The 25,463-nt window shown below is 37.3% G+C and carries 20 protein-coding genes; 4 read left to right on the forward strand and 16 right to left on the reverse strand.

Features of this window, described 5'->3' with window-relative positions; all coding sequences use genetic code 11:
- Positions 1-4 precede the first annotated feature (4 nt).
- Positions 5-220, reverse strand: a complete 216-nt coding sequence (locus BLT22_RS06130) for a copper ion binding protein (protein WP_091761654.1) — start codon at positions 218-220, stop codon at positions 5-7.
- 214 nt (positions 221-434) lie between these two features.
- Between BLT22_RS06130 and BLT22_RS06135 the strand changes: the two genes are divergently transcribed.
- Positions 435-1,076, forward strand: a complete 642-nt coding sequence (locus BLT22_RS06135) for a helix-turn-helix domain-containing protein (RefSeq protein ID WP_091761656.1) — start codon at positions 435-437, stop codon at positions 1,074-1,076.
- A 92-nt stretch (positions 1,077-1,168) separates the two neighbouring features.
- Here the strand turns inward: BLT22_RS06135 and BLT22_RS06140 are convergent, their stop codons facing one another.
- From BLT22_RS06140 to BLT22_RS06150, 3 genes are all read right to left on the reverse strand, one after another.
- Positions 1,169-1,672, reverse strand: coding sequence for a DUF5626 family protein (locus tag BLT22_RS06140; RefSeq protein ID WP_091761658.1), 504 nt, complete (start codon positions 1,670-1,672; stop codon positions 1,169-1,171).
- 185 nt (positions 1,673-1,857) lie between these two features.
- A complete protein-coding gene (locus BLT22_RS06145; protein ID WP_087060042.1) occupies positions 1,858-2,583 on the reverse strand; it encodes an amino acid ABC transporter ATP-binding protein in 726 nt (241 codons plus the stop codon).
- Positions 2,576-4,027, reverse strand: coding sequence for an ABC transporter substrate-binding protein/permease (locus BLT22_RS06150; protein WP_091761660.1), 1,452 nt, complete (start codon positions 4,025-4,027; stop codon positions 2,576-2,578). Before BLT22_RS06150 ends, BLT22_RS06145 begins: the two co-directional genes overlap by 8 nt.
- 338 nt (positions 4,028-4,365) lie before the next feature.
- Between BLT22_RS06150 and BLT22_RS06155 the strand changes: the two genes are divergently transcribed.
- From BLT22_RS06155 to BLT22_RS06165, 3 genes are all read left to right on the forward strand, one after another.
- A complete protein-coding gene (locus tag BLT22_RS06155) occupies positions 4,366-5,991 on the forward strand; it encodes an alpha-glucoside-specific PTS transporter subunit IIBC (protein ID WP_091761663.1) in 1,626 nt (541 codons plus the stop codon).
- 27 nt (positions 5,992-6,018) lie between these two features.
- On the forward strand, positions 6,019-7,362 hold the full coding sequence (locus tag BLT22_RS06160; RefSeq protein ID WP_091761665.1) for a 6-phospho-alpha-glucosidase: 1,344 nt from the start codon (positions 6,019-6,021) through the stop codon (positions 7,360-7,362).
- A gap of 409 nt (positions 7,363-7,771) precedes the next feature.
- Entirely contained in the window at positions 7,772-8,536 is a 765-nt protein-coding gene (locus BLT22_RS06165; RefSeq protein WP_091761667.1) for a MurR/RpiR family transcriptional regulator, read from the forward strand.
- Between the two features lie 63 nt (positions 8,537-8,599).
- On the opposite strand, the gene BLT22_RS06170 is transcribed toward BLT22_RS06165, so the two are convergent.
- From BLT22_RS06170 to BLT22_RS06225, 12 genes are all read right to left on the reverse strand, one after another.
- Positions 8,600-10,219: a glycoside hydrolase family 13 protein gene (locus BLT22_RS06170; RefSeq protein ID WP_091761669.1), complete on the reverse strand. Its 1,620-nt coding sequence runs from the start codon at positions 10,217-10,219 to the stop codon at positions 8,600-8,602.
- Positions 10,220-10,232: 13 nt separating this feature from the next.
- Entirely contained in the window at positions 10,233-10,895 is a 663-nt protein-coding gene (gene pgmB, locus BLT22_RS06175; protein WP_091761671.1) for a beta-phosphoglucomutase, read from the reverse strand.
- 35 nt (positions 10,896-10,930) lie between these two features.
- A complete protein-coding gene (locus tag BLT22_RS06180; RefSeq protein WP_091761673.1) occupies positions 10,931-13,210 on the reverse strand; it encodes a glycoside hydrolase family 65 protein in 2,280 nt (759 codons plus the stop codon).
- Between the two features lie 9 nt (positions 13,211-13,219).
- Entirely contained in the window at positions 13,220-14,044 is an 825-nt protein-coding gene (locus BLT22_RS06185) for a DUF1189 family protein (RefSeq protein WP_176935357.1), read from the reverse strand.
- A gap of 38 nt (positions 14,045-14,082) precedes the next feature.
- Positions 14,083-14,940 (reverse strand): sugar ABC transporter permease, encoded by an 858-nt coding sequence (locus BLT22_RS06190; RefSeq protein ID WP_091761677.1) that lies wholly within the window; start codon positions 14,938-14,940, stop codon positions 14,083-14,085.
- 1 nt (position 14,941) lies between these two features.
- Positions 14,942-16,273 (reverse strand): carbohydrate ABC transporter permease, encoded by a 1,332-nt coding sequence (locus tag BLT22_RS06195; RefSeq protein WP_091761703.1) that lies wholly within the window; start codon positions 16,271-16,273, stop codon positions 14,942-14,944.
- Between the two features lie 82 nt (positions 16,274-16,355).
- Positions 16,356-17,639 carry an extracellular solute-binding protein gene (locus BLT22_RS06200; protein ID WP_091761679.1) on the reverse strand — a complete coding sequence of 428 codons (1,284 nt, stop codon included), beginning with the start codon at positions 17,637-17,639 and terminating at the stop codon, positions 16,356-16,358.
- A gap of 118 nt (positions 17,640-17,757) precedes the next feature.
- Positions 17,758-19,515 (reverse strand): glycoside hydrolase family 13 protein, encoded by a 1,758-nt coding sequence (locus BLT22_RS06205; RefSeq protein ID WP_143020632.1) that lies wholly within the window; start codon positions 19,513-19,515, stop codon positions 17,758-17,760.
- A gap of 30 nt (positions 19,516-19,545) precedes the next feature.
- Positions 19,546-21,435, reverse strand: coding sequence for a glycoside hydrolase family 13 protein (locus BLT22_RS06210; protein WP_091761684.1), 1,890 nt, complete (start codon positions 21,433-21,435; stop codon positions 19,546-19,548).
- Between the two features lie 14 nt (positions 21,436-21,449).
- Positions 21,450-23,138: a glycoside hydrolase family 13 protein gene (locus BLT22_RS06215; RefSeq protein ID WP_091761686.1), complete on the reverse strand. Its 1,689-nt coding sequence runs from the start codon at positions 23,136-23,138 to the stop codon at positions 21,450-21,452.
- A 140-nt stretch (positions 23,139-23,278) separates the two neighbouring features.
- Positions 23,279-24,238, reverse strand: coding sequence for a LacI family DNA-binding transcriptional regulator (locus BLT22_RS06220; RefSeq protein WP_091761688.1), 960 nt, complete (start codon positions 24,236-24,238; stop codon positions 23,279-23,281).
- 454 nt (positions 24,239-24,692) lie between these two features.
- On the reverse strand, positions 24,693-25,463 hold a 771-nt coding region (locus BLT22_RS06225), incomplete at its 5' end, for an ISL3 family transposase (RefSeq protein ID WP_143020633.1).

Here is a 25,463-nt window from a genome sequence, read left to right on the forward strand (position 1 = left end):
CCCCTCATTTAACAGCTTCCGCTTCATACCCAGCTGCTTTTACTTCAGAAACCAGTCTATCAATCGTTTGAAGTGTTTCATCATACTTCACTTTTGCAATGCCCTTTTTCAAGTTTACTTTCACTTTTGCAACACCATTCTGATTTTGTAACGCTGTTTCAACTTTATTTACACAGTGTTCACAGTTCATCCCTTTAACAGTTAGAGTTACTTTTTCCATAGTACTTATCTCCCCTTCTATTCTATAGAATATAATTATTTGACTTAAGTTTACATTTGTAAACGAAAGAAGTCAAGTCTTTACTTGGAGAATATTTCCACTAAACTTTTTATTTCAGCAAGTAACAAGCATAAAATACATTAAATGTTCATGTTCTACCTTTAATTGATTAAAATCGTGTAGTAAAATAATACTTAGATAAGGAGGGTTTACATTGGAATTTTCTGATAGAATTAAGCAATTACGAGTAGATAAAGGATATTCTCAAACAGGATTAGCCAAAGAACTCTATGTAACTCGTCAAGCTGTTTCAAAATGGGAAAGAGGTGCTGGTAAGCCTGATCATGAAGTTTTAAAACAAATTAGTAATTTTTTCAATATATCTCTAGATGATTTATTGAATCAGGACGATGCTTTTCCATGTACAGCTACTTTTGAAGCATCACAGTCGGATTCAATCCCATCTAATAATTCTTTTAATAGATCTGATGTATCTAAAAATCCGAATACTTATAAAAGAAATTCTCCCTTTAAAAATTGTAAAGAGTTCTTGAAAATAATCAATTTTCATTTTATTGCTTTATTTCTGATTGCCTTATTTCCAATTGTTTTAGATCCTGCTTTCTTACTTATTTCTTTTCCAATGGCTATTTTAGCTCTTCGTTATAAACGGAAAAATCTCTTTTATGCTGTCGCTGTTGTTGCAACCTTACTATTGATTACCCTTACTGCTTATGGGTATCTAGGTTCAAAATTTGGTTGGTTTACGAATGTAGAAGTTATTCCTATAGAATCCGAAATGCCTGTTGAAAATGAGCCGTCACCAGAAATTATCCTCGAAAAAATCGAAAAATAAGCTGACCTCAAAATGAGCCAACCACTATACATTAGATCTTTGGTCTAATATATATAGGTTGGCTCGGTCATTACAAAAAAGATCGGCTTTTTTTAATTATGTGTAATAACCAACTGGCTCCCCTGAATGGTTGAAACTAATTGAACAGCCCTAACCCCACCAATCCATTGATCAATTTTGAAAAATAGTGAAGCTTTTTTCTTCGTATTAAATAATTTTAATTTACTATAATAAACTCGACCAGTTGGAGAAGAAGCTTTAGGCTCAGTTGCTTTGGTAATTAACTTATTATGTACCTTAATTTTAAAACTAGCATTCCAAATGAGCGCTTGCGAGCCTTTTATCAAGTATGACTTATTTTGGATATTTTCAAAAGTACGAAAACTACTTTTTATACTATTTTGGGGTAATCTATCTGGTATTTCTTCAACTGTTAAGATAATATTTTCTCCGTCCGGCATTTCAATACTCCCTGATTGTGCTCCTCCTTTCTCAAGATCGTATGTAAAATTCTCTGCTGCTTCTGCTGATGAATAATTAATTGAATAGATCCCTATCCCCAGCATCCATACTAAGACAACAAAATATTTTTTCATGTTTATAATCTCCTTTTTATTTTTATTATAAACATTGCTTCGCTAAATATAAACTGCTCTATTTCACTTTTAAGTATTATTTAACTAATTATAAGTATTTTGGAGATTATAGTTATATTTCCAACCTATAATTCCTTTTAAAAAAGAGAACTAGTATGTTCACTAGTTCTCTTTCCTGATTATGATTATAAAATCTTTGCTAAGAAGTCTTGAGTTCTTGGGTTTTCAGGATGTTGAAAAATTTCTTCAGGCGTTCCTTGTTCGACAATATGTCCGTCATCCATAAACAGTACTCGATCTGCTACTTCCCTAGCAAATCCCATCTCATGTGTTACAACAACCATCGTCATACCAGACTTAGCTAATTCATTCATAACATTCAATACTTCTCCAACCATCTCAGGGTCCAAAGCTGACGTCGGTTCATCAAAAAGCATAACATCCGGATCCATTGCAAGTGCACGTGCAATGGCCACACGCTGTTTCTGCCCTCCAGAAAGGCTAGATGGATAAGCATCAAGTTTGTCCTCTAACCCCACTTGTTGTAATAATTTCGCAGCTTTGCTATTCGCTTCAGATTCATTAGTTCCTTTTGTTTGTACCGGAGAGATCGTTAAATTTTTTTGAACAGTCATATGTGGAAACAGATTAAATTGTTGAAATACCATCCCCATTTTCTGACGCAACTGATTCAGTTTTTGTTCATTCAATCCTGTTAGTGACGTGCCTTCAAAGATTATCTCTCCATCTGTCGGTTCTTCAAGTAAATTAAGACAACGTAAGAATGTAGATTTTCCGGAACCAGATGGTCCAATCACAACAACGACTTCTCCTTGTTTGATTTCTTCAGTAATATCTTTCAGTACTTCGTTTTTTCCAAATGCTTTTTTCAAATGTTGTATATTAATCATGATTCATTCTCCCTTCAAAGTAATTCAAAATTTTTGTTAACGTAAAGGTTAAAACAAAATAAATCATCATTGTAATAATTAACGGTAAAATACCTTCGAAGGATGCAGAACGAACAACTCTTGTCTGGAAGATTAGTTCTCCAACTCCAATAACAGATACAATTGAAGATTCTTTTATAATCGTAATAAATTCATTCCCTAGTGCTGGCCAAATATTTTTTAAAGCTTGTGGGAAGATAATATGGCGCATTGCCTGATTTCTACTCATTCCCAAACTTCGTGCTGCTTCTGATTGTCCAGAATCTACTGAATTCAACCCACTTCGAATAATTTCACAAATATAAGCTCCACTATTTAACGATACAGCAATAATCCCAGCTGTTAGCGCCGGTAAATTAAAGAATACACCTACTCCAAAGTAAATGAACATTACTTGAATCAATAGAGGAGTTCCACGAACAAATTCAACATAGGAGGAACCCAAGAAACGAATAATCACATTTTTAGCTAATCTCATAAGAGAAAGAATAAATCCAAGTACTAATCCTACAAGTACGCCGATCAGCGAGATGAAAATTGTCATAGCTGTTCCATCTAAGAAATATCTCCAATATTTACTAACAAATCCACCTTCTTTATCTTGTGACATGTATTCTCCCGCTGTTGCTAGGTAATCTTCCGTAAGATTGTTTCCAGAGATTTCAGCTAAACTTTCATTAACTGCCTCAACTAGCGAATCTTCTCCATATCTTATGGCAATAGCAGATCCCTGATCCTGCTCATCTAATTCAAAATCTCCTTCATAAGTATACAGTTCGTCATTGTTTTCTGCATGTGCTACAGCATTAGGTCCTTGCATAACTATTGCTTCAATACGATTAGTCTCTAAAGACAAAATCAAATCATTAATATTCTCAAGTTTTGTAATTTTTGCATTAGGGATTTGTTGAGCTAGTTCTTCTTGCAATGTACCTGACTGGACACCGATAGTTTGACCCGCTAAAGATTCAATTGAGTCGTAAATATCTTTATCCCCCGAACGTACCATTATATTCTGAAAAGTCTGAAAATAAATATCTGAAAAATTAACACTTTTACGACGTTCTTCAGTTGGGGTCATCCCCGCAACAATCATGTCAATCTTGTTTGATTCTAATGCCGGTAGTAAGCTGTCGAATCCCATATCTTGAATTACAAGTTCAACACCTAAATCATCTGCAATTTTTTCAGCTATCAAAATATCCATTCCAACAATTTCCTGTTCATCCCCTTCACCCGCATAAAATTCAAACGGTGGAAAATCGGCACTTGTTCCAATAACTAATTCTCCGTTTTCCTTTACTTGTTCCAAGGCCCCATCTTCAGCATAAGCAATATGCTCCGGAATAAATAACATGACTATAAGTACAAAAAATGCGATAAAACCTTTAATATATTTTTTCATTCTCTTTCCCCCTAAATTTTATTAACTATCATTGGATAAAATCTGCATACCTTCATTTCTATCTATTGCTAACATTGAAAAGTATCATACCATTAGATAGATAATTATGCAATATAATAAGTTAAAATAGTTTATTTATTATATATAACTGTTTTTTATGCAATTTAATTGTATATTTTATGCTTGATGGGAATTTTCTCAGTTATCGGGAAAACTTTCTATCCACGAACTCTATCCCTCCTTGTTCTCAAGCTATTTACTCTTTCCCTTAACTAAATTAAGATAAAAATGTAAACGGAACCAAAATATTATAAATAGAAAAAAAGGAGTGTATAAATATGATGGAAAAACTCCAGCGATTTGGAGGTGCAATGTTCACACCCGTTTTACTATTTGCATTTAACGGGATTTTATTAGCTTTTTCAATTGCGATGCAAAGCGAATTAATATTAGGAACACTTGCAAGTGAAGGAACATTCTGGAGTAACATTTGGTCAATAGTGGAAGCCGGCGGATGGACAATCTTTAACAATATGGAAATATTGTTTGTAATCGGTCTACCAATCGGTCTTGCTAATAAGGCAAGTGCTCGTGCCGCATTAGCTTCATTTGTTGTTTATATGACCTGGAATAACTTTATTGCTGGGATTTTAGGTATTTGGGGTTCCAATTTCGGCGTTGACTATTCTCAAACTGTTGGAGGAATCAGTGGACTGAAAGAAATTGGCGGCGTCAAAACCCTGGATACAAACTTAATTGGTGCATTAGCCATTGCCGGTCTTACTGTATGGATCCACAATCACTACTTTGAAAAGAAACTGCCGGAATGGCTCGGTGTTTTCCAAGGAACTTCTATGGTCGTCATCATTGGATTCTTTACTACATTAATTCTTGCATTCTTGACTGTTTGGATCTGGCCACCAATCCAAGATCTGATTAGTCAGGCACAGGGATTTATGGCAGGCAGTGGTTCAATTGGCGTTGGCTTATACGTGTTTTTAGAAAGAATCTTAATTCCTACAGGATTGCATCACTTCATTTATCAACCTTTTGAATATGGTCCAGCTGTTGTTGAAGGAGGTCTTGTTCCGTATTGGATGGAACACTTAAATGAGATCGCTTCTACTTCGGGAAATCTGAGAGATATTATTCCAGAAGCAGGATTTGGATTTCACAATGTTTCCAAAGTGTTTGCACCAATCGGGATCGGTACAGCTTTCATCGTTACTGCAAAACCCGAAAACCGAAAGAAAACTTTTGCTTTAGTTTTACCTACTGCATTAACAGCGATTATGGCTGGGATTACTGAACCATTCGAGTTCACTTTTCTTTTCTTAGCACCACAACTCTTTGCAGTACACGCCCTATTAGCAGCCTTATTAAGCTTCACCTTGTATTCATTAGGTGTATCAGCGGTTATAGGCGGTGGTTTACTTTCTAATATTTCTTATTTTATCGTACCTATGGCATCAAATCACCTAAATGCTGTTCTTCTATTCTTTGGAGTCGGTTTAGTCTTTAGTGTCATTTATTTCTTCATATTTAGATTTGCTATTTTAAAATGGAATATTAAAACACCCGGTAGAGAAGATACTGGAGAAGCAAAGATGTTTAAAAAAGCTGACTACCGTGAGAAGAGAGCTAAAGAGAAAAACAAAGAATCTCATGACCAAGGTTCGAGCGATAACGATCCTACTGCTGATCTAGATCCAAATGCCCAAAAAGCAATTCACTTTTTAGAAGGATTAGGTGGTGGTAATAATATAACGAATATCAATAATTGCGCAACCCGTTTAAGAGTTAGTGTTGCGGATGAATCACTCGTTGCAGAAGATGGATTCTTCAAACAATATGGCGCACATGGTTTAGTAAAAAATGGAAAAGCACTGCAGGTTATTGTCGGACTAGATGTTCCTCAAGTTAGAGAATATTTTGAAAATGAAGTCGCAAAACAAAAAGATTAAATCTATAAAATAAAAGGAGTAGTTTATATGTCACTTAAAGAACAGTCAATATTAGTAGCTGGTGGAGGGAGTACTTTTACTCCCGGAATCGTGTTAATGCTTTTGGAAAATTTAGACAAATTCCCCATCCGTCAATTAAAATTTTATGATAATGATAAAGAAAGACAGCAGCAAATTGCCGATGCCACAGAAGTTATATTAAAAGAACGAGCACCTCATATTAAATTCGTAGCCACCACAGATCCCGAAGAAGCATTTACTGATATTGATTTTGTGATGGCCCATATTCGAGTAGGAAAATATGCTATGCGAGAAAAAGACGAAAAAATTCCTTTAAGATATGGTGTAATCGGTCAGGAAACTTGTGGACCAGGTGGAATTGCTTATGGAATGCGTTCAATTGGAGGAGTTTTAGAGTTAATTGATTATATGGAACAGTACTCTCCAGAAGCGTGGATGCTGAATTACTCTAACCCGGCAGCTATTGTAGCTGAAGCGACCAGAAAGTTACGTCCAAATAGTAAAATCATCAATATCTGTGACATGCCTGTCGGAATTGAAAATCGTATGAAAGATGTACTTGGTCTAGAATCCAGAAAAGATATGACTGTAAAATATTATGGTTTAAATCATTTTGGATGGTGGACTGATATACGTGATAAAGACGGAAAAGACTTGATGCCTGAATTAAAAGAGTGGGTATCAAAAAATGGGTATATTACTCCTGGTGAATTGAACGGGGCCGCTGAAGAAGAAGTCGAACCTAGCTGGTTCTATACATTTGGTAAAGCAAAAGAAGTGCAATGGTTAGATCCCGATACTTTACCAAACACTTATTTAAAATATTACTTCTACCCTCAAGACGAAGTTGAGCATAGTAATCCCGAACATACTCGCGCTAATGAAGTAATGGAACACAGAGAGAAAAATACTTTTAATGAATGTAATAGAATTGCTGATATTCAAACAGCTGAAGACGCAAAACTTGAAGCTGATGAACACGCTACGTACATTGTGGATCTAGCAAGAGCGATTGCCTATAATTCAAAAGAACGTATGCTGCTGATTGTTCCTAACAAAGGTGCTATCGTCAATTTTGATGAGGATGCTATGGTAGAAGTCCCTTGTATCGTAGGTTCTCAAGGAGCTGAGCCTTTGACTCAAGGTGAAATCCCTCGATTCCAGAAAGGTCTGATGGAACAGCAAGTTGCTGTAGAAAAACTCGTTGTAGAAGCCTGGACAGAAGGATCTTACCAAAAACTATGGCAGGCACTTTTCCTTTCAAAAACGATGCCAAACGCTCGAGTAGCGAAACAGATTTTGGATGATTTAATTGAAGTAAATAAAGAATATTGGCCAGAATTAACTTAACTAAGCTTAAAAATCCACGCAAAAACCCGGTCCCTTATTTACTTAAGGAACCGGGTTTTTATTTTATTTGAATTAAGTATTCTCAACATCTTTATATATTACAATTATAAAACTATTGGATTTTAATTTTCAAACAGAATAAATTCAAGAATATTTTAATTTAAATATCACACGTAGTCATATAGCAAACCATTTGAAATTGTTTAGCTTTTTTATTTTGCAATAAAATTCCAGTTATAAAAACTATATCTAGTATGATAAATGTAATCTTCCTATACTTGCCTTAAAAACTATTTACTAATTACATAATTTTATTAACCTATTACCTTTTGTCTAATCTTAGTATTTTATACCTTTCAAAATTGCTTAGTATGTTATACTTATACTATTATTCCAAGGGAGGTATCTGATGAATCTCGAGGCATTAATCAATCAGCATTATTCAGAATTAAATGAGAATGATTTACATATCGTACAGTATATGATGCAACATAAAAAATCCATTAAACAAATGACGATTACTATGTTGGCGAAAGAAACATTGACCTCTAAGTCTAGTGTACTTCGACTGACAAAAAAGTTGGGATTTTCAGGATTTAGTGAATTCAAATACGCACTAAAAAATAATGACGACACCAGATCTCTTTCGGCAACTTCTTTCTCAAGTTTACAAGAGACCGATTTAAATGGAACTGCCAAACTATTTAACCAGCAACAGATACGTCCAATCATTGAACATTTTCATTCTGCTAGAAATATTTATTGTTACGGAACTGGTTGGGGGCAGCGGACAGTATTAAAGAATTTCAACCGTGGTATGATAGATTTAAAAAAATTCCCGCTATTACTAGAATCCTTAAGCGAGTTTAAAGTCATCGTACAACGTGCCGTTCAACCAGATGATCTCGTTATCATTGTCTCTTTAAGTGGTGATATAAAACAAACAGAACAAGTAACTCGACTTTTGAAAATGAAAAATATCCCTATACTTTCTATTACAAATTTATCAAACAACGTCTTAGCATCTATGGCAACCTATAACTTGTATTTTCAGAGTACCCCTGTCAACTACATGGGAGAAGACATGTACAGCCTATTGCCAATCTTCCAACTAATGGATTCTTTAAGAAGAGAATACGTAGATTATTTGATGGAATTAGACGAATCCAACTGAAAACGGACTACCTCTTAAAAAAAGGTAGTCCGTTTGTCGTATCAAACAAAAAGTATACTTATATTACTTTACATCAACTACAAAGCATTCATAAGGCGCTAATGTACACTGCTTGGCATCCACTACTTGTCTATCATAGTTACTAAATCGAATCGTTGATTCTTTTGATATTTCCGGTAATTCGATCGTATTCTCTTCCGTAGAAAGATTTGCGATGACTAGTAGCCTATTTTCATTATATACACGCTCGTACACAAATACACTTTGATGATCTGGAAGCAATAAGTTATATGAACCCCTGACAACCGTCTCATTTTCCTTCCTATATTGGATTAAATCCTTATACAGATAGAAGACAGATTGCTCATCTGCTAATGTTTGTTCAACATTGATTTCCGTGAAATTCGGATTTACAGATAGCCATGGTTCTCCAGTTGAAAAACCGCCATTCTCTTGATCATTCCATTGCATTGGCGTTCTTGCATTATCTCGCCCTTTATAATTGATCGCATTGAGTAAAGCTTCAGCTGTTTTACCATTCTCCATTTCTTCTTTATACATATTGATGCTCTCGATATCATTGACCTCAGAAATGTTTCCTACTGGTCGATTCGTCATGCCGATTTCTTCACCTTGATAAATATAAGGCGTTCCCTTCATCAAGTGTAAAAGAACAGCAAAACATTTAGCACTCTCTACACGAAACGCTTGGTCATTTCCCCACCTTGAAACGATTCTTGGAGTATCATGATTGTTCCAGAACAAACTATTCCAAGCCGTTTCACCCAGTGCAATCTGCCATTTGGAAAGGACTTGCTTCAGTTCAACTAAATCCAAGTCTTTCAGCGCCCACTTACTAATCGGCTCTTGGTCTAATGCGATATGTTCGAACTGAAATATCATAGATAGTTCTCCTCGATCCGAACCAGAGTAAAGTTCAGCATTCTCAGGCGTTGCACTCCATGTTTCTCCTACCGTCATTACGTCATAATGTCCAAATGTTTTTCGATTCATTTCTTGCAAAAATTCATGTAGTCTTGGACCATTTCCTGTGATTTTTTCATCAGGCTTTTTACCAATCAAATCGATGACATCCATTCTAAATCCACCGATACCTTTTTCTAACCAGAAATTCATCATATTATAGATATCTTGACGCATCTTTTCATTTTCCCAGTTTAAATCGGGTTGTTTTTCACTGAAAAGATGCAAGTAGTACTGATCACTTGTTTTATCGTATGCCCAAGCGGAACCACTAAAAGTTGACTTCAAATCATTCGGCTCTTTACCTTTCACCGGATCTCTCCAGATATAGTAATCGCGGTAAGGTGAATCTTTCCCTTTTTTCGCTTCTTGAAACCAATGATGTTCGTCACTTGTGTGATTGACGACCAAATCCATGACGATCCGAATGGATCGTTTTTGAGCTTCAGCAATCAATTCATTCATATCCTCCATTGTTCCAAATTCTGGATGAATCGCCTCGTAATCACTGATGTCATAGCCATTATCATCATTAGGAGACTGATAGACCGGACTCAACCATATCGCATTGATTCCAAGTTTTTCCAGATAATCGAGTCGCTCAATGATCCCTCTGATATCTCCAATACCATCTCCATTTGAATCTTGGAAACTTCTTGGGTAAATTTGATAAACGACTGCTTTTTGCCACCACTTCACATTTTCACTTCCTTCACTTATTTTCTGCTTTTTCGATCATCTTTTTCAAGTCAAGCTCTTCCGTGTTTTCTACAAAGTAGTTAGCAGCTTTCATTGACTCTTTTGATCCTACACCAACAGAAAACATACCTGCATCATTGATGGCATCGATCCCTGCTTCTGCATCTTCGATGCCAATGCATTCTGCAGGTGACAAACCAAGTAGTTCAGCCCCTTTATAGAATATTTCAGGATTTGGTTTCCCATTTTTCAAACTATTTGGGTCGACAACTCCGATGAATTGATCCTTCACTTGCAGCTGTTCAAGGATGGTTGACGCATTTTTACTTGCTGAAGCAACCGACAATGCCAGGCCAGCTTCCTTTGCATCTAACAATAATTTTTTCATGCCTGGGCAAAGGTCTGCCGGCGTGATTCTCTCAATAAATGTTTTGTATTCATCATTTTTTTTACCAGCAAGCATCTCTTTTTCTTCCTCTGAGTAACTTTGATCTTTTCCTCCATGCTCTAAAATCAACTCTAGTGATTCAATACGGCTGATTCCTTTTAACTGCTCATTAAATGTTCGGTCAATATCGATACCGATTTTTTCTGCTAATGATTTCCATGCCAAGTAATGATATTCCGCTGTGTCTGTAATGACACCGTCAAGATCTAAAACTACTCCTCTAATCATGTTATCATCCTTCCAATCTTTTATACTGCTTAAATTTAATTTGAATTTTCTTCAATGGCGATCGTTAAAGTATCTTCCAATGTAACGGATTGACCGAACACTTCAAAAATCAGTGATTCTCCTACTTCTAACTGGAAGGTTACAGCAGTTTTTTCTACTGCCACGTTGAGTAATCTTTCTCGATAATTCAATTTAAATCGGTAACTATCCCATTGGTCTGGACAATATGGTGCAAATGATAATGTCCCTGTTTGTGTACGCATCCCTGCAAATCCTTGGACGATAGATAACCACCCACCACTCATCGATGTAATGTGTAGACCATCTTCCGTATCATTATTATAATTATCAAGGTCTAGTCTTGCTGTTCTTTCGTACATTTCAAATGCTTTCTCTTTTTTACCGAGTTCAGATGCCAGTATCGAGTGAACAAGCGGTGATAAAGAAGACTCATGAACAGTCATCGGTTCATAGAAGTTAAAGTTCCGTTCTTTCTCTTCTTGACTGTAGTGATGATTCAAGAAATACAGTCCTTGTAGAACATCTGCTTGTTTGATGAATGGTGATCTCAGTATCTTGTCCCATGACCAGTTCTGATTAATAGGACGTTCTGAGGGATCAAGGCTGTTAACCGGTCGCAAATCTTTATCTAAGAATGAATCGTGTTGAACAAAAACAGCTAACGCTTCATCTTTTGGTAGATACATATTGCCGCTGATGTCTGTCCATTTTTGTTGTTCTTCTTCGCTGACCTTCAATTCTCGGATTTTATCATCCGTTACTTTTTCTAATGTTTCCAACGTATATTGCAGACACCATTGTGCCATTGTATTGGTGTACCAGTTGTTGCTGACGTTATTCTCGTACTCATTAGGGCCTGTAACCCCATGAATCATATACTGTTGTTTTCTTGCAGAATAATGGACGCGGTCTGCCCAAAATCTAGCAATACCCACGAGTACATCAATTCCTTGGTTCAGAAGATAGTCTTCGTTTCCTGTGTAAGTTGTATAGTTAAAAATCCCATGGGCAATCGCACCATTACGGTGAATTTCCTCAAAAGTAATTTCCCATTCGTTGTGACATTCGATCCCAGTGAAGGTTACCATTGGATATAGCGCACCTTTGAGCCCTTGTTTGGCTGCATTTTCGTAAGCTTGTTCGAGTTGATTATGGCGATAGACGAGTAACTGTCTAAAAGTTCCTTCATTCGTAACCGACAAGTACATTGGCAGAATACAAGCTTCTGTATCCCAGTATGTTGCACCGCCATATTTTTCACCGGTAAAGCCTTTTGGACCTACGTTCAAACGAGGATCTTCTCCGTAATAGGTTGAGAATAATTGTAAGATATTGAAGCGAATCCCTTGTTGACTGGCGTCATCTCCACTAATTTGAACATCTGCATTATTCCAGCGCGTCTCCCATTCAGCTAAGTGATCCTTCAAGACACTTTGTAGACCTTTATCCCTAGCTGATTGAATGATGTTTGCAGCTTTTTCTACTTGCTGATCTGATACTACATCACGACTCGTTATGACTGCTATATATTTAGTAAGGGTTAGCTGATCACCTGCTTCCAATGGATAGAAAAAGCGTTCGCCTACATACATGGCTTGTTCTTTTCCAACCTCTTTTGTTGCTGTGTCAGTCTGATTACTCATCATTGTCGTTACTGTAAAGCGCTCTGTTCCGAAAGGATTCTCTTTGGTTTTTGTTTTTAAAAATGGAAATGGTTCATGTCCTTTTTCCAGTTCATTCCAAAATTGTTCTTCATAGTTACTGTCTTCATTCTCAACATTTCCATCTAAGTGCGGAATCAGTGTTAGTTCAGCAATGCCAGTCAGCATTTCTGCTTCGATATTCACTACTGCTAGTTCTTTTGTATGAGCGCTAACGAAGCGTGTGAAGCGGAATAGAATCGATACTTCTTCTTTTTTCCATATAAACGAGCGCCTCAGAACACCTTCTTTCATGTCTAACTCTAGGTGAAACTGTTCAACCGTATCAATAGCCAAATCTACTTTATGTTCATCAACGTAGATATCAACTGGAATAAAATTAGTTGCATTAATCACTTTTCCGAAATAGTCAGGATAACCAATCTTCCACCACCCAACTTTTGTTTTATCTGGGAACCATACGCCAGCAATATACGTTCCGATATGTGTATCGCCAGAATACCCTTCTTCGAAATTTCCTCTTAAACCCATATACCCATTGCCGATGGCTGTAAGACTTTCTTGTAGTCTTTTATTATCACCTACTGTATCCGACGTTAATTTCCACGGATCAATCCCAAATAATCTCTCCATTTATTCTCTTCACTCCTGTACTCTAGTTTGATCTTTTTCATCGTTAAATTGTGTTTTAAAGTAAATTAACACCAAGATAATTAATAGACCTGTTGTTTGAATCGTCATCATCCAGATAATATCAAACTGAATCAATCCATATAATAAGGCCAGTATGGTCGGTAAGCCTAATCCGTAAAGAATAATCGCTACAGATTCTTTGTATGTCGTAATCGACGTTAAATGGCTCTTTTTCGTCAAGTAGAGAAACACTGCAGATCCTAGCGTTAAAACGACTAGCATAACAAGTGTCATACAAGAAATCAGAAAAGTAAGTGCCGCTACGATGTAAACACGATTATTGATTCTCCATTGTCGGTTCATTTCTGTTTTTATTTCTTCTACTGATGCACCCTCTAGTGTGAAATCTTTCGTGTAGTTGACAGTTAATTCAGGCTGACCCTGTTCTCTAATGGTAAAGAGCGTTGGCTCAAAAACAATTGCAACGTCACTATCTACTAATGGCGCGCCCGTTTGATCAATTACTACCACACCTCCTGCTTTTGTCTGAACGGTCGATTGACCGATCGCTAACGTACCATTTTCTATAGGAATGTCAGCAAGTGTTTCAGCAACTTCATCGTCGATCAAACCAAAAGCTTCAGGATAAAACGTCTCAACACCAATTGTGTCGGTCTGCGCAAAATTCAGTGAAACGGGTATCGTGATCAATGCGTTTAAGAAAATCAACACAATCACGATTGTTGGCCACCCAATGGCCTTACGATTAAAGAAAGCACGCTTAGGAGTAAAAATATTTGCAAAATAATTTAATGGAAAACTATCTGTTCTCATACTCATTCCTACTTTTTAGACTCATTTATTTTTATATCTTATCCTTTAGTTCCGCCTGCTGTTAATCCAGATACAAAGTGTTTTTGTAGGTAGAAGAACAAAATACAGATCGGTAAAGCAATCAAAATGGCTCCAGCGGCGAATAAGGTCACACGCTGTTCTCTTGGATTACTGATAAACGTTTGTAGTCCAATCGCTACCGTATACACTTCCGGTGTTCTAAGCAAGAATCTTGCTAGCATATATTCTCCGAATGGGCCCATGAATGCCCAAAGTGCTTGAACAGCAATCATCGGCTTAACTAATGGAAGAATGATTTGCCAGAATGATCTTAAATGTCCTGCACCATCTAATTTAGCTGATTCATCTAATTCAAGTGGTACCGTGTCGAAATACCCTTTCATGAGCCAGGTATTCATGGGGATTCCTCCACCGATATAAATAACCGTTAAGAACCAGTGCGTATTCAGTCCTCCAACAAGAAGTGCCATAACGTAGAAAGCTGTCAAAGCAGCGGTTGTTGGAACCATTTGAATGATCAAGAAGAACTTGATACTTTGTTTTCTTCCAATAAAACGGTACCGACTATAAGCGTATCCGGCTAGCGTGATTGCCGCTACTTGAATGACCATCGTCGTCCCCGCAACTTTCAAGGTGTTCCAATACCACGTGCCATAAAGCGTATTATTGAATAATCGAGAAAAGTTCGCTAGAGACCAAGGTCCTCTGAAGTTTAAATCGAAGGCCATAATATTGCCCGTTCTGAATGCAGAAGTAACTGTGATCAGAAGAGGATAAATAATGACGGCCGATAGACCGATCAGATAAGCATAAGAAAAGAATTTGTTCCAGAAACGAGAGTTTTTCTGTGTTTTAATTCGCTTTGGTTTATTCATGTTAATCCTCCATTTCAAAAGCGCGCGTCCGACTGAAAATAACCATTGAAATCGTAATGACGATTGCAGAAATAATCAGTGTGACGGCTGCTGATATGTTGTATTGCGGTGATGTTCCGGTCGTTAGTTTATAAATCCATGAAATCAAGATATCTGTCGATCCTGCACCACTTCCTACACTTCCGGGACCCCCTTCGTTAAATAGATAAATCAAGTTGAAGTTATTAAAGTTACCGGTATATTGTGTAATAAAAATAGGTGCTGCTACTGCAAAAATATGTGGCATAGTGATATGTTTGAATTTTTGTATCGCTGTTGCTCCATCAATAACAGAAGCTTCGTACCAGTCATTTGGTATAGACTGTAAAATACCTGAAGTTAATACATAGATGTACGGATATCCCACCCATCCTTGAATCATAATGATGGCAATTTTCGTCCAGAAAGGATCTGTTTTCCAAGATATCGCTGGGATTTCAAGGAATGGAATAATCTGGTTGAAGAAGGGGATCACTTGCGTATTGATTGCACCCACACTGGGGTTAAAGATATTTGAAAAAGTCAGAATCGTTATGAATGCCGGAACTGCCCAAGGCAACAACATAATCACTCCGAAGAACCGATTGAATCGAATATGCGGCTGATTAAGCACTAATGCTGTGAATACACCAATGATCAGCTGCAAAGTCGTTGCAGCTAGCGTCCAGATAATCGTCCAAGAGAAAACGGCAAAAAATGTATCTCGATAAGCGGTCAGCGTAAAGATGCTGCTGAACGTTTCAAATCCTACCCAATCTATTAAGTTTGCTGGTGGGACATTTTGAAAATTATAGTTTGTAAAAGCAATGAATATAGTTACCAGCACTGGGAATACAATGGCAAAGATCATAACCAAGTAAGCGGGTATCGTTAATAAGTAAGGAAAGCCATTTTCAAAAACACTAACGGCTGTGGATTTTACAGTGTAATTGACTGCGTTTGGGTTAACGATTCTTTTCTTCGCCACACGGTTAGCATCCATCATAACGGCTGCCATAAAGACAAAATAAATCAATATAATCAAAATTTGAATCGTACCTTCAATCAGTAAGAACAAAGAGTGATCTTCTCTAGGAACCGTACCTAGTGTAATCAGACCCTGAACTGCTCCGGCGCCAAATAGTATTAATTCAATGACGAATCCAGCAAATATAACAAGAAATAATGCACCTTTTACAAGCTGCTTATTGTAAAGTTGACCGAGTCCGGGAATAATAGAGAGCAGCGTAGCAGTACGGACTTTTTTCTGATCTTTATCAGATAAAAGTGAATGATCATTGTTTTTAGTTTCCAACCGTAACACGTCCTTTCAATTATAAAAACGGCAGAGATCCTCCTACTATCTCTGCCGAATCATCTAGTCTTCTATTTAAAGATTAATATTTTTGTTCGATGTTTTCTTTGATGATTTGTACAGAATCATTTGCTGCCTCTTCAGCTTTTTTATTTCCAGATCCTGCATCAAACATCATTGATTCAGCGCCTGTCCAAACTTCCGCCATTTCTGGAATATTGGGCATTGGAACGGCATTATTGTATTGTTCGATAACAGCTACAGCTAATTCATCCTCTCCTGCTTCATTGATGGCATTTCGTGCATTCTGGTTAGCAGGAATTTCATTTGTGTAGTCTTCGTATAGCATCATCATATTTTCTTCGTTAGTTACGAAATCAACAAATGCTGCTGCAGTTTCATAGTTTTCAGTGTAAGAAGGAACAACCCAACCTTTACCACCAGCAAAAGGTGCATATTCGTTTCCATTAGGTAGGGTAGGGATTGCTGCTACGCCAAGGTTCACACCACTATCTCTGTAGTTGGCTGCGCCCCAAGGACCGTTGATAACAGCTGCTGCATTTCCTTGAATGAATTGATCATCAATGAAGTCACCAGCACTTGTTACATCAAGCATCCCTTCTGGCCATACATCATTGAACCATTTTTGAGCATATTCAATCCCTTCAATTGCTTCAGGTGAATTCAAACCGATGTCAGATGTATCTTCACCGTCTTCGCCGAATACATAACCGCCGAAACCAGAAATCAATCCATAAGAATTATAGAAATCGACCCAATTTGCTAGGAACGCTGTACTCGTGTCTGCTTGTCCTGAAAATGCATACTGCTCGTCTTCCGTAAGTGCTTCCAATTCATCGAAAGTTTCTGGTGGTGTATCCATCAAATCTTTATTATAGAAAAGAACAAGCGACTCAATCACGAATGGTGTACCATAAACTGTATCATCTACTGTTACTTGTTGTTTATCTGTTTCATCATATCGCCCATCATCAGCGAGTGTCATTTCAGACAAATGACCTTGTTGGCCCATACCACCGATTCGATCATATGGAGATAGCAGAACGTCTGGAGATAATCCTGCTGGACCATCTAAAGGTACAGCTTCTAATGTGTCAAACATATCTCTTTCAGATACGGTGACTTCAACATCGTATTCTTCTTCAAATGCAGGAACGATTGCTTCAACGAATTCTACGTAATCTTCACCAACACCCACTTCAATCGAACCACCGATTTCACCAGTTGCTGCGCCATCTTTTTCTGTTTCACCTTCCGAACCCGAACTTTCGTCTGATCCATTTCCATATGCTGCGAGTAGTAGTGCTGCTGAACCTGCCATTGCTAATTTGTAAAATTTTATCATTTATTTTTCCTCCTCTAGCTTTCTGTTCCTGCCTTCATTTTCAATTATATTTTATTACCATAGCATTGCAATCGTTTTCTTTATGTTACCGGTATCAGTATTTTATATTCGTTTTTTTCTAGTTATTTTCAAAATTATAAAGTTTATAGGATGTAGAAGCCAACACTATCGCGTTTCCTATAAGAATAGGCTGTTGCTCTAATAGGTCTCTTCCTTTTCTATTTTTCAATTCCGTGATCTCGATGCGCTGCTGTTCCTGAGATTGATTGATCAAAAGATACAGCGCTTGAGTCTTTGTCTTCTTTTTCAAGACCAGTAAATTTTCTTGAACTGCTAAAAACTCAAATTGGGTTCCTGCAAACAAGGCTATATTGCATTGCCTCAGACTAGATAGCCGTTTAATGAGTGTTTTAAAATCTACACTAAACTCGTCAGTCCATTGCATCGGTTTTCTATTTGTTGGATCTTCTCCACCATCCATACCGATTTCAGTGCCGTAATATAAGCAAATCGATCCTGGCAATAAGTAAAGCATGACCAGACATAGTCCTGTTTTTTCACGGTCATAACCAGCGTATTCGTATAGCCTTGGTGCATCGTGACTGTCCAACAGCGTCAGCATACCTTGATTAACATTTTCTGAGTATTGTAAAAGTGCCTGTACAAATTGTTCCTGAAATTCAAGCGTAGATAATCGATTCGCTGCAATCCATTCAAGAATCGGTTTCCCTAAAGGATAGTTCATTACACCATCCAGTTGGTCCCCTTGTAACCAAGCATCAGCATGATGCCAGATTTCTCCCACGATGTAACAGTCTGGACGTACATCTTTCAAACGCGCACGCAGTATTCTTAAAAAGGCATGATCGATTTCATTAACCACATCTAGTCGCCATCCATCAATGTTATATTCCTCTACCCAGTATAATGCGACTTTTATTAAATAAGTTTGAACGTCTTTATTAAGTGTATTCAACTTTGGCATATTGGGTGTAAAATGTCGATAATGGTCAACTATTCGAGTATCCTCTTCATCTTCAAGTGGAAACTGTTCGATATAAAACCAGTCTTTATAAATAGACTGCTCCCCATGTTTCAGTACATCTTGAAAAAAGACTGACTGGTCTCCGATGTGGTTAAATACGCCATCAAGCAAGACTCTTATACCAAGCGCATGTGCCGCATCCACCAGTGACTTGAAACTTTCCTTAGTCCCAAAACTCGGATCGATTTCCATATAGTCTTCAGTATCATATTTGTGTGCTGTTGGACTTTTAAAAATCGGTGTAAGATAAATACCGGAGATACCTAAGTTCCTTAAGTAAGGTAATTTTTCTCTGATCCCCTCCAGTGTCCCGCCATGAAAATCATATTGACCAAACTGTTTTGAACTTCCCCATGAAAGATTGCTAGGATCATAGAAACGGTCTGGCATCACTTGATACCAGATCGTCTCATTGACCCAGCTCGGTGCTTGAACGACTTCGGATTCGTGCATATACGGAAAAGCAAAGTAACTATTGATATCATTTTCAATAAAGGGATCTTTTGGTGAGAACCAGCCTCTTTCGATATATAATAAATACTCCTGTTCTCCTTCCAGTAAGAACCCGTATCGCATCTGATGGTTTGACGGATGATGTTCAACCTGCCAGTAGCTGTAGCGTACTGTTTGGTAGAGCTTTTTCATCTCTATTTCCGTTTTTTTCCAGTAATAGCCCTTTTTTTCATCCTTTACCCATCCATCTGGATGATCCGTCAATAATGTGGCACTCTCAACATCATGCGCTGTCCGAAGTGTCAGACACATGGTTTGCGCATCTTTCATATAGGCATAAGCACTATTCGCTTTGTGGTAGACCGCTTGTTGATTCAATCCATTCACCCTTTATTCTCTCGGCTTGATTTAATTTCTGACTAAATGTGAAGGCAGAACTTTCATGCGTTTCATTCTTTCTTTTGTTCGTTGACGTTTTTGTTCGGTCCGCATGCGTTTTTCTGCTTCTGTATCCACATGATAATAAACCACAAAACCATTCTCATGAAGAACCGCTTGATTGTCATAATGAACTGTTGCTGTCTCCAAAGATAATATGGCATCCCTCGGGAGCATATCTAAAAAGGCATCGTCTTTGTCTTGATTGAAATAAAAAATCAATGATTCATTTCCTAATGTTCGTTTGAATCCAATTAATTGTTCATCGTCTCGAACATCATGCCATTTGACTTCTCCATAGGTCAGAATCTTCTGATAATGTTTTCTAAAAGCAATTAGGTTCCTTGTAAAATCCAACATCTCTTGGTCTTGTAGCTCTTCCTCCCATATCATACATTTTCTACAATCAGGATCCATTTCTCCATAAAGACCGATTTCCGTTCCATAAAAAATACACGGTGTTCCTTTTTGTGCAAACATAAAAGCAAGTGCTGATTTAACCAGTTCTTTATCGCCTTTAGCTTTTGTCAATAAACGAGGTGTATCATGCGAATCTAATAAATTAAACATCACTTCCGATGTTTGCTGTCTGTATAACATCATTTGAGCATTCAAGCCAGATACCATTCTTGATGGTGTGATGATTTTTTTCAAAAAGTAGTTTTCAATGTTGTCATTAAACGCATAGTTCATGACTGCATGAAACTCGTCTCCGTTCAACCATTTTTGTGACGAATGCCAGATTTCACCAAGAATATAGATATCCTCTTTCACTGCAGTTGTTTCTTTGAAGAACTTTTTCCAAAAGAAATGATCCACTTCATTGGCAACATCCAAGCGCCATCCGTCAATATCAAAGGCTTCTATCCAGTATTTTGCAATAGCCAATAGATAGTCCTGTACTTCTTGGTTTTCTGTATTCAATTTCGGCATATGTCCAGTAAATGCAAAGGTTTCATAGTTAACTCGTCCAACATCTTCTAACTCCTCTGTCGTCAAGTCACCAAGATTATCGACAGGGAAGCTGTGTATATAAAACCAATCTTTATATTTAGACGCTTCTTGATGTTTCAATACATCTTGCCATTGTGGTGAATGCCAGCCTAGATGGTTGAAGACAGCATCCAGCATAATCTTGATGCCCCTTTCGTGTGCTTTATCAACTAACTCTTTAAAGGTTTCCTTGTCTCCAAATCCAGGATCAACCTCGTAATAATCGATTGTATCGTATTTATGATTAGAAGAGGCTTTGAAGATCGGACAGAGATAGATCCCATTGATCCCTAGATCTTCTAAATAGTCCAATCGGTTAATCAAACCTCTTAAATCTCCACCATAAAAGTCATCACGCGATGGGTTCTCTTTATCTCCCCACGGTAATGTTCCTTCAGGATCAATAGAGGCATCGCCATTTTCAAAACGATCCGGAAATACTTGATACCAGATTGTATTCTTCACCCATTCAGGTGCTTTGAATGCATCGATTTCGTGGATATAGGGAATTCTAAAATAAAAACTAGCCTCTTGTAAAAAGGCTTCATCATAGGGATAAACACCTTGATCCGAATAGAATACTTCAATCCCATCTCGACCAGTTACGTGGAATCCATAAGACATACGATTGGTTTGCTCATGTGTATCAATTAGCCAGTAATCATGTAAATTCGTACTCGCAATTTTTCGCATTTCTTTTCCATTCTCATACCATTTGTCACCTTCAATTGTGTATGGATCTCCACTTAACAGTTCGACTTGTGCAACGTCGCCTGCTTGTGTTCTTAGACGGATATGGAAGTGATCTTTTTCGTATAAATAGGCATGTTCACTTTCTGTTCGATGGTACAGTGCTGCTGTATTCATTGTATTGACTCCCTTTATAATGTAGTTTTGATAACAAGCGAAGCGTAAGGTGATAGCCTGATTGTTCCTTCACCATAGCTGTACTTTCCGACGATCAGTACGGCATCTTGATCAGAAAACAACGGTAAGTCGATTTCACTTTCTTGAGTTTCATCGCTTAAATTGGATAAAACGAAGGCTTGTTTATTTTCATAGACTCGTCTATAAGACATGATCGGACTTTTAGAAACTAGCATTTCATAGGTTCCATGGGTAAATAATGGTGTTTTTTTCACTTGAATTAGCCGCTTGTAAAAGGTCAGAATACTTGAAGCATCCATTTCTTGTACAGCAACGTTGTACATTCTTTCCTGATTCACGCCACTCCAAGGTTCAACGGTAGAAAATCCACCAAAGCGTTCATCCGTCCACTGCATGGCACCTCTACTTGCATTAATACTAATCGAACTTAAATAATTTCGTGCTTCCTCTTTGGAGATTCCTCTATCCAGTAACGTTGCATACACTTCATGAATGCATTCGATTCGCGTATTTTCCCAGCGCTTCAATACAAGGTTCTTCATACCAATTTCTTCTCCATTTAACATGACTGGTACGCCACGTTGGAGATACATCCCTACTGCAAGCGTTTTGGCACTTTCTTCTCTAAACTTCATTGGATCCCCTAGCCGAGAAACAGCTCGCTGCATATCATGATTGTTCAAATAAAGCGTCATTTCACTAACTTCTCCAACCTTACGCTGCCACTCATCCATTACCTTTTTAAATGCTGTGATATCTAATTTACCTTCTTGACTTTCTAACGGAAAACGGTGATCTTTTTTCTTTTCATCCATTGGAAAGTATTTGAAGGATACGATAGAGTCACACGCTTCCCCCTTTGGAAACGTATAGTTGAGGGCTCTTTCTGGAACTGCGGATGCGGCTTCTCCTAAGAGATAAGCATTAGGGTATGTTTCCCGAATACACGCAGAAAATTCTCTCAGATAGTCATCTACCTGAGGCAAATTAGCAAAAAATTCTTCTGCACTAGCTAACTTTCCAGGATCTGCATAGCGAGCATCAGGATAGCCAGCCGCTTTTTCCATATGAATAAAAGCATCCAGTCTATATCCATCAATCCCTTTATCAAGCCAAAATTTCGCTACTTTAATCATTTCTTTTCGTACAGCTTCATTCTGCCAATTCAAATCCGGCATCTCTTTATCAAAAAGGTGAAAATAATAATCCCCTGTTTCAGATTCTTTCTCCCATACTGATCCTCCAAAAAAAGATTTCCAATTATTTGGCAACTTTTCTTTTTCCTCTTCCTCTTTCCATATGTAATAGTCCCTATAAGGATTATCTGGTCCTTTTAGTGCTTCTTGAAACCAATAATGTTTAGAAGATGTATGATTCAGTACAAGATCAAATAAAATTTTGAGACCTCTTTTATGTGCTTCATCAATTAATGTTGCAACTAAAGACATATCGCCATATTGTGGATCAACCGTATAATAATCGGATATATCATACCCGTTATCCACATGTGGAGAATCGAAAATTGGGTTTAACCAAATCGCCGTTACCCCCAATTCTTTTATATAATCGAGTCGCTGAATTACTCCATTTAAATCCCCGATACCATCGTGATTTGTATCCAAAAAACTTTTCGGATAAACCTGATAAATAATTTCTTCACTATTTATCTGTGCATTTTTCATCAAAGCTCCTCCTAATGAAGCGATTTCATTTCAATTCTAGCATCTACTTTAAAAGAAACAAGGTAATCTTTGTTGTTACCGTTAACAGAAAAAACCAGCGCTTATGAGCGCTGGTTTCGTTTGACCATTTTTATAATCATTTAAACAAAAGGTTTTCTAGTGGTGCCACCCAGTTTTAATTCCGTTTCAAAAATAGCATTTTCTTGCGGAAGACCAGCTGCATTTACTTTATTTAATACCAGTTGAGCAGCTGCAACACCCATTTCATCAAGTGACTGCTTGAGTGTGGTGAGAAATGGATAAGCGATTTGATCTAAAAAGACACCATCGTGCCCAATAATACCAAATTCTTCTGGAATTTTCCCACCTCTTTCTTTCAGCTCTCTACTGATCCCTAAAGCAAGTCGATCAGAAGCACAAATAAATAATGTATTTGGCTCGAAATTTGACCAGTTTTCCTTAATAAATATTGCTGCATAACGAGATCGATTTTCCAGTTTAACCACTTGCTGCTCTAAGCCGAAACGCGCCATCGCAAGTTGATAACCTTTCTCTCTGGAACGAGCAAAAGGCTCTGCAACATCCATCCCTACAAAGATAATCTTTTCGTAATTGAGCATCACCCCGTACTCTACTGCTTTTTCGATACTTTTTTGATTATTACTGTCTACAAAATCATAACCATGCGTATTCTCTCCAAACAACACCATTGGTTTATCAAGTGTATTCAACCATTCGTAGTCTGCTTCTCTCATACCACAGACAATGTAACCATCAGAATCTCCTATTTTCGTATTTCGTTTCGTAACCAATTGCAGACCATATGAATGCTTATCTAATTCATTGGCGATTCCGACAAGTAGCTGCATATAATAAGGCTCAACATAATCCATTTCCTCTAAAATCAATAACTTAATGATTTGAGTACGATTGTTTGCCAACGCTTTGGCCATCACATTGGGTTTATAATTCAATTCTTTCATCGCGGCATGAACCATTAATTTCAATTCATCGGTTACTTGATCAGGATGGTTGATCACTCTAGAAACTGTCATTTTAGAAACATTGGCTTTTTTTGCCACATCATTTAGTGTTGGCAATAAGATCATCCCCTTTCTGATAATTCATCATCGTATAATTAGTGAATACTGATTTTTGTCTAATCTTTTCGTCCAATTAATTCTAGCACATCAAAATTAAGGTCGCTATAACTTGTAACATACTGACTCTTTATTCTCAGAATATTTTAAAGGAATCATTTTCATTACTGCTTGATTTTTCATCACAAGTACTTTATAACAAAACTAATATATTGACAAGTTATACTATCAGATGTCCCTTAGCGAATGAAGAACATTGGTTAAAGTCGAACGTACGTAAAAGTATCTATTTTATCCAAAAAGAGAGCTAGAATACTTGTTTCAAAACATAAAAACACCTTTAAAATAGTATAATCAAAAATACACCATTTCAAAAATCGGTTCTCTGTCAAACAACGTTGGTAAAGAATAAAGTCAAACAATAATAGATTTTGGAAGAGGATGTACAACGAGCTTACGCTGCTGTATGTTCTCTTTCTTTTTCTATCATTTTGATTTTATTTCTGATTGGTTTTAAATTGAAGTGCAGGATAATGCGATTTTTATAGCGAATAAAGTTCCCATAGCCATAGGCTACCCGGTTCAATACCTTGATTTTGTTATTGATTCCCTCTATCTTTCCATTGTTATAAGGATAATAGAAGGTATTTTGGATATAAAGAAAATGAGCGCGCAACGTCTTTAAACTAGTTTTCATGTATCCAGATAGTTCAGGAGAAGCTGGTTGATCTAAAACAGTTCTTAACTCTTTTGAGTCATTGTGTTCGACGGCTTTAAGAATAGCTTGATACATTGTATAAGTTGCTTTTAGTTCTGGATCGTACGCCAACATCTCAGAAACGATTGCTGATTCCAGACGCTGTCCGAACATGGGAAAGTATTGATAGCTAGTATAAGACAACTCGGACTCTTTCTTCAGTAGTTTCTTCCAGAAGCGTTTGAGTCGTCTGTACTTCTTTTGGTCTTCTCCATTGGACGTTCGAAGTCGAGTCATGACTTTTACGCGTGTTTTGTTCATCGCTCGGTTCACGAGCTGAACGATATGAAATCGATCAATAATGATATCAGCGTTCGGAAACAGTTCAGGGATGAAACTGACGTAACTGGCATTCATGTCTGTCGTAATCGTTTTGACCTGATTTCTCTGGTTTTGGCTGTATCGAGAACAGAAGTGATCTTTGATTGTACGAGTATCTTTGCTTTCTAAAATATCTAGTATCGTTCC

This window comes from Marinilactibacillus psychrotolerans (assembly GCF_900101525.1).
GTDB classification, from domain to species: Bacteria; Bacillota; Bacilli; order Lactobacillales; family Carnobacteriaceae_A; genus Marinilactibacillus; species Marinilactibacillus psychrotolerans.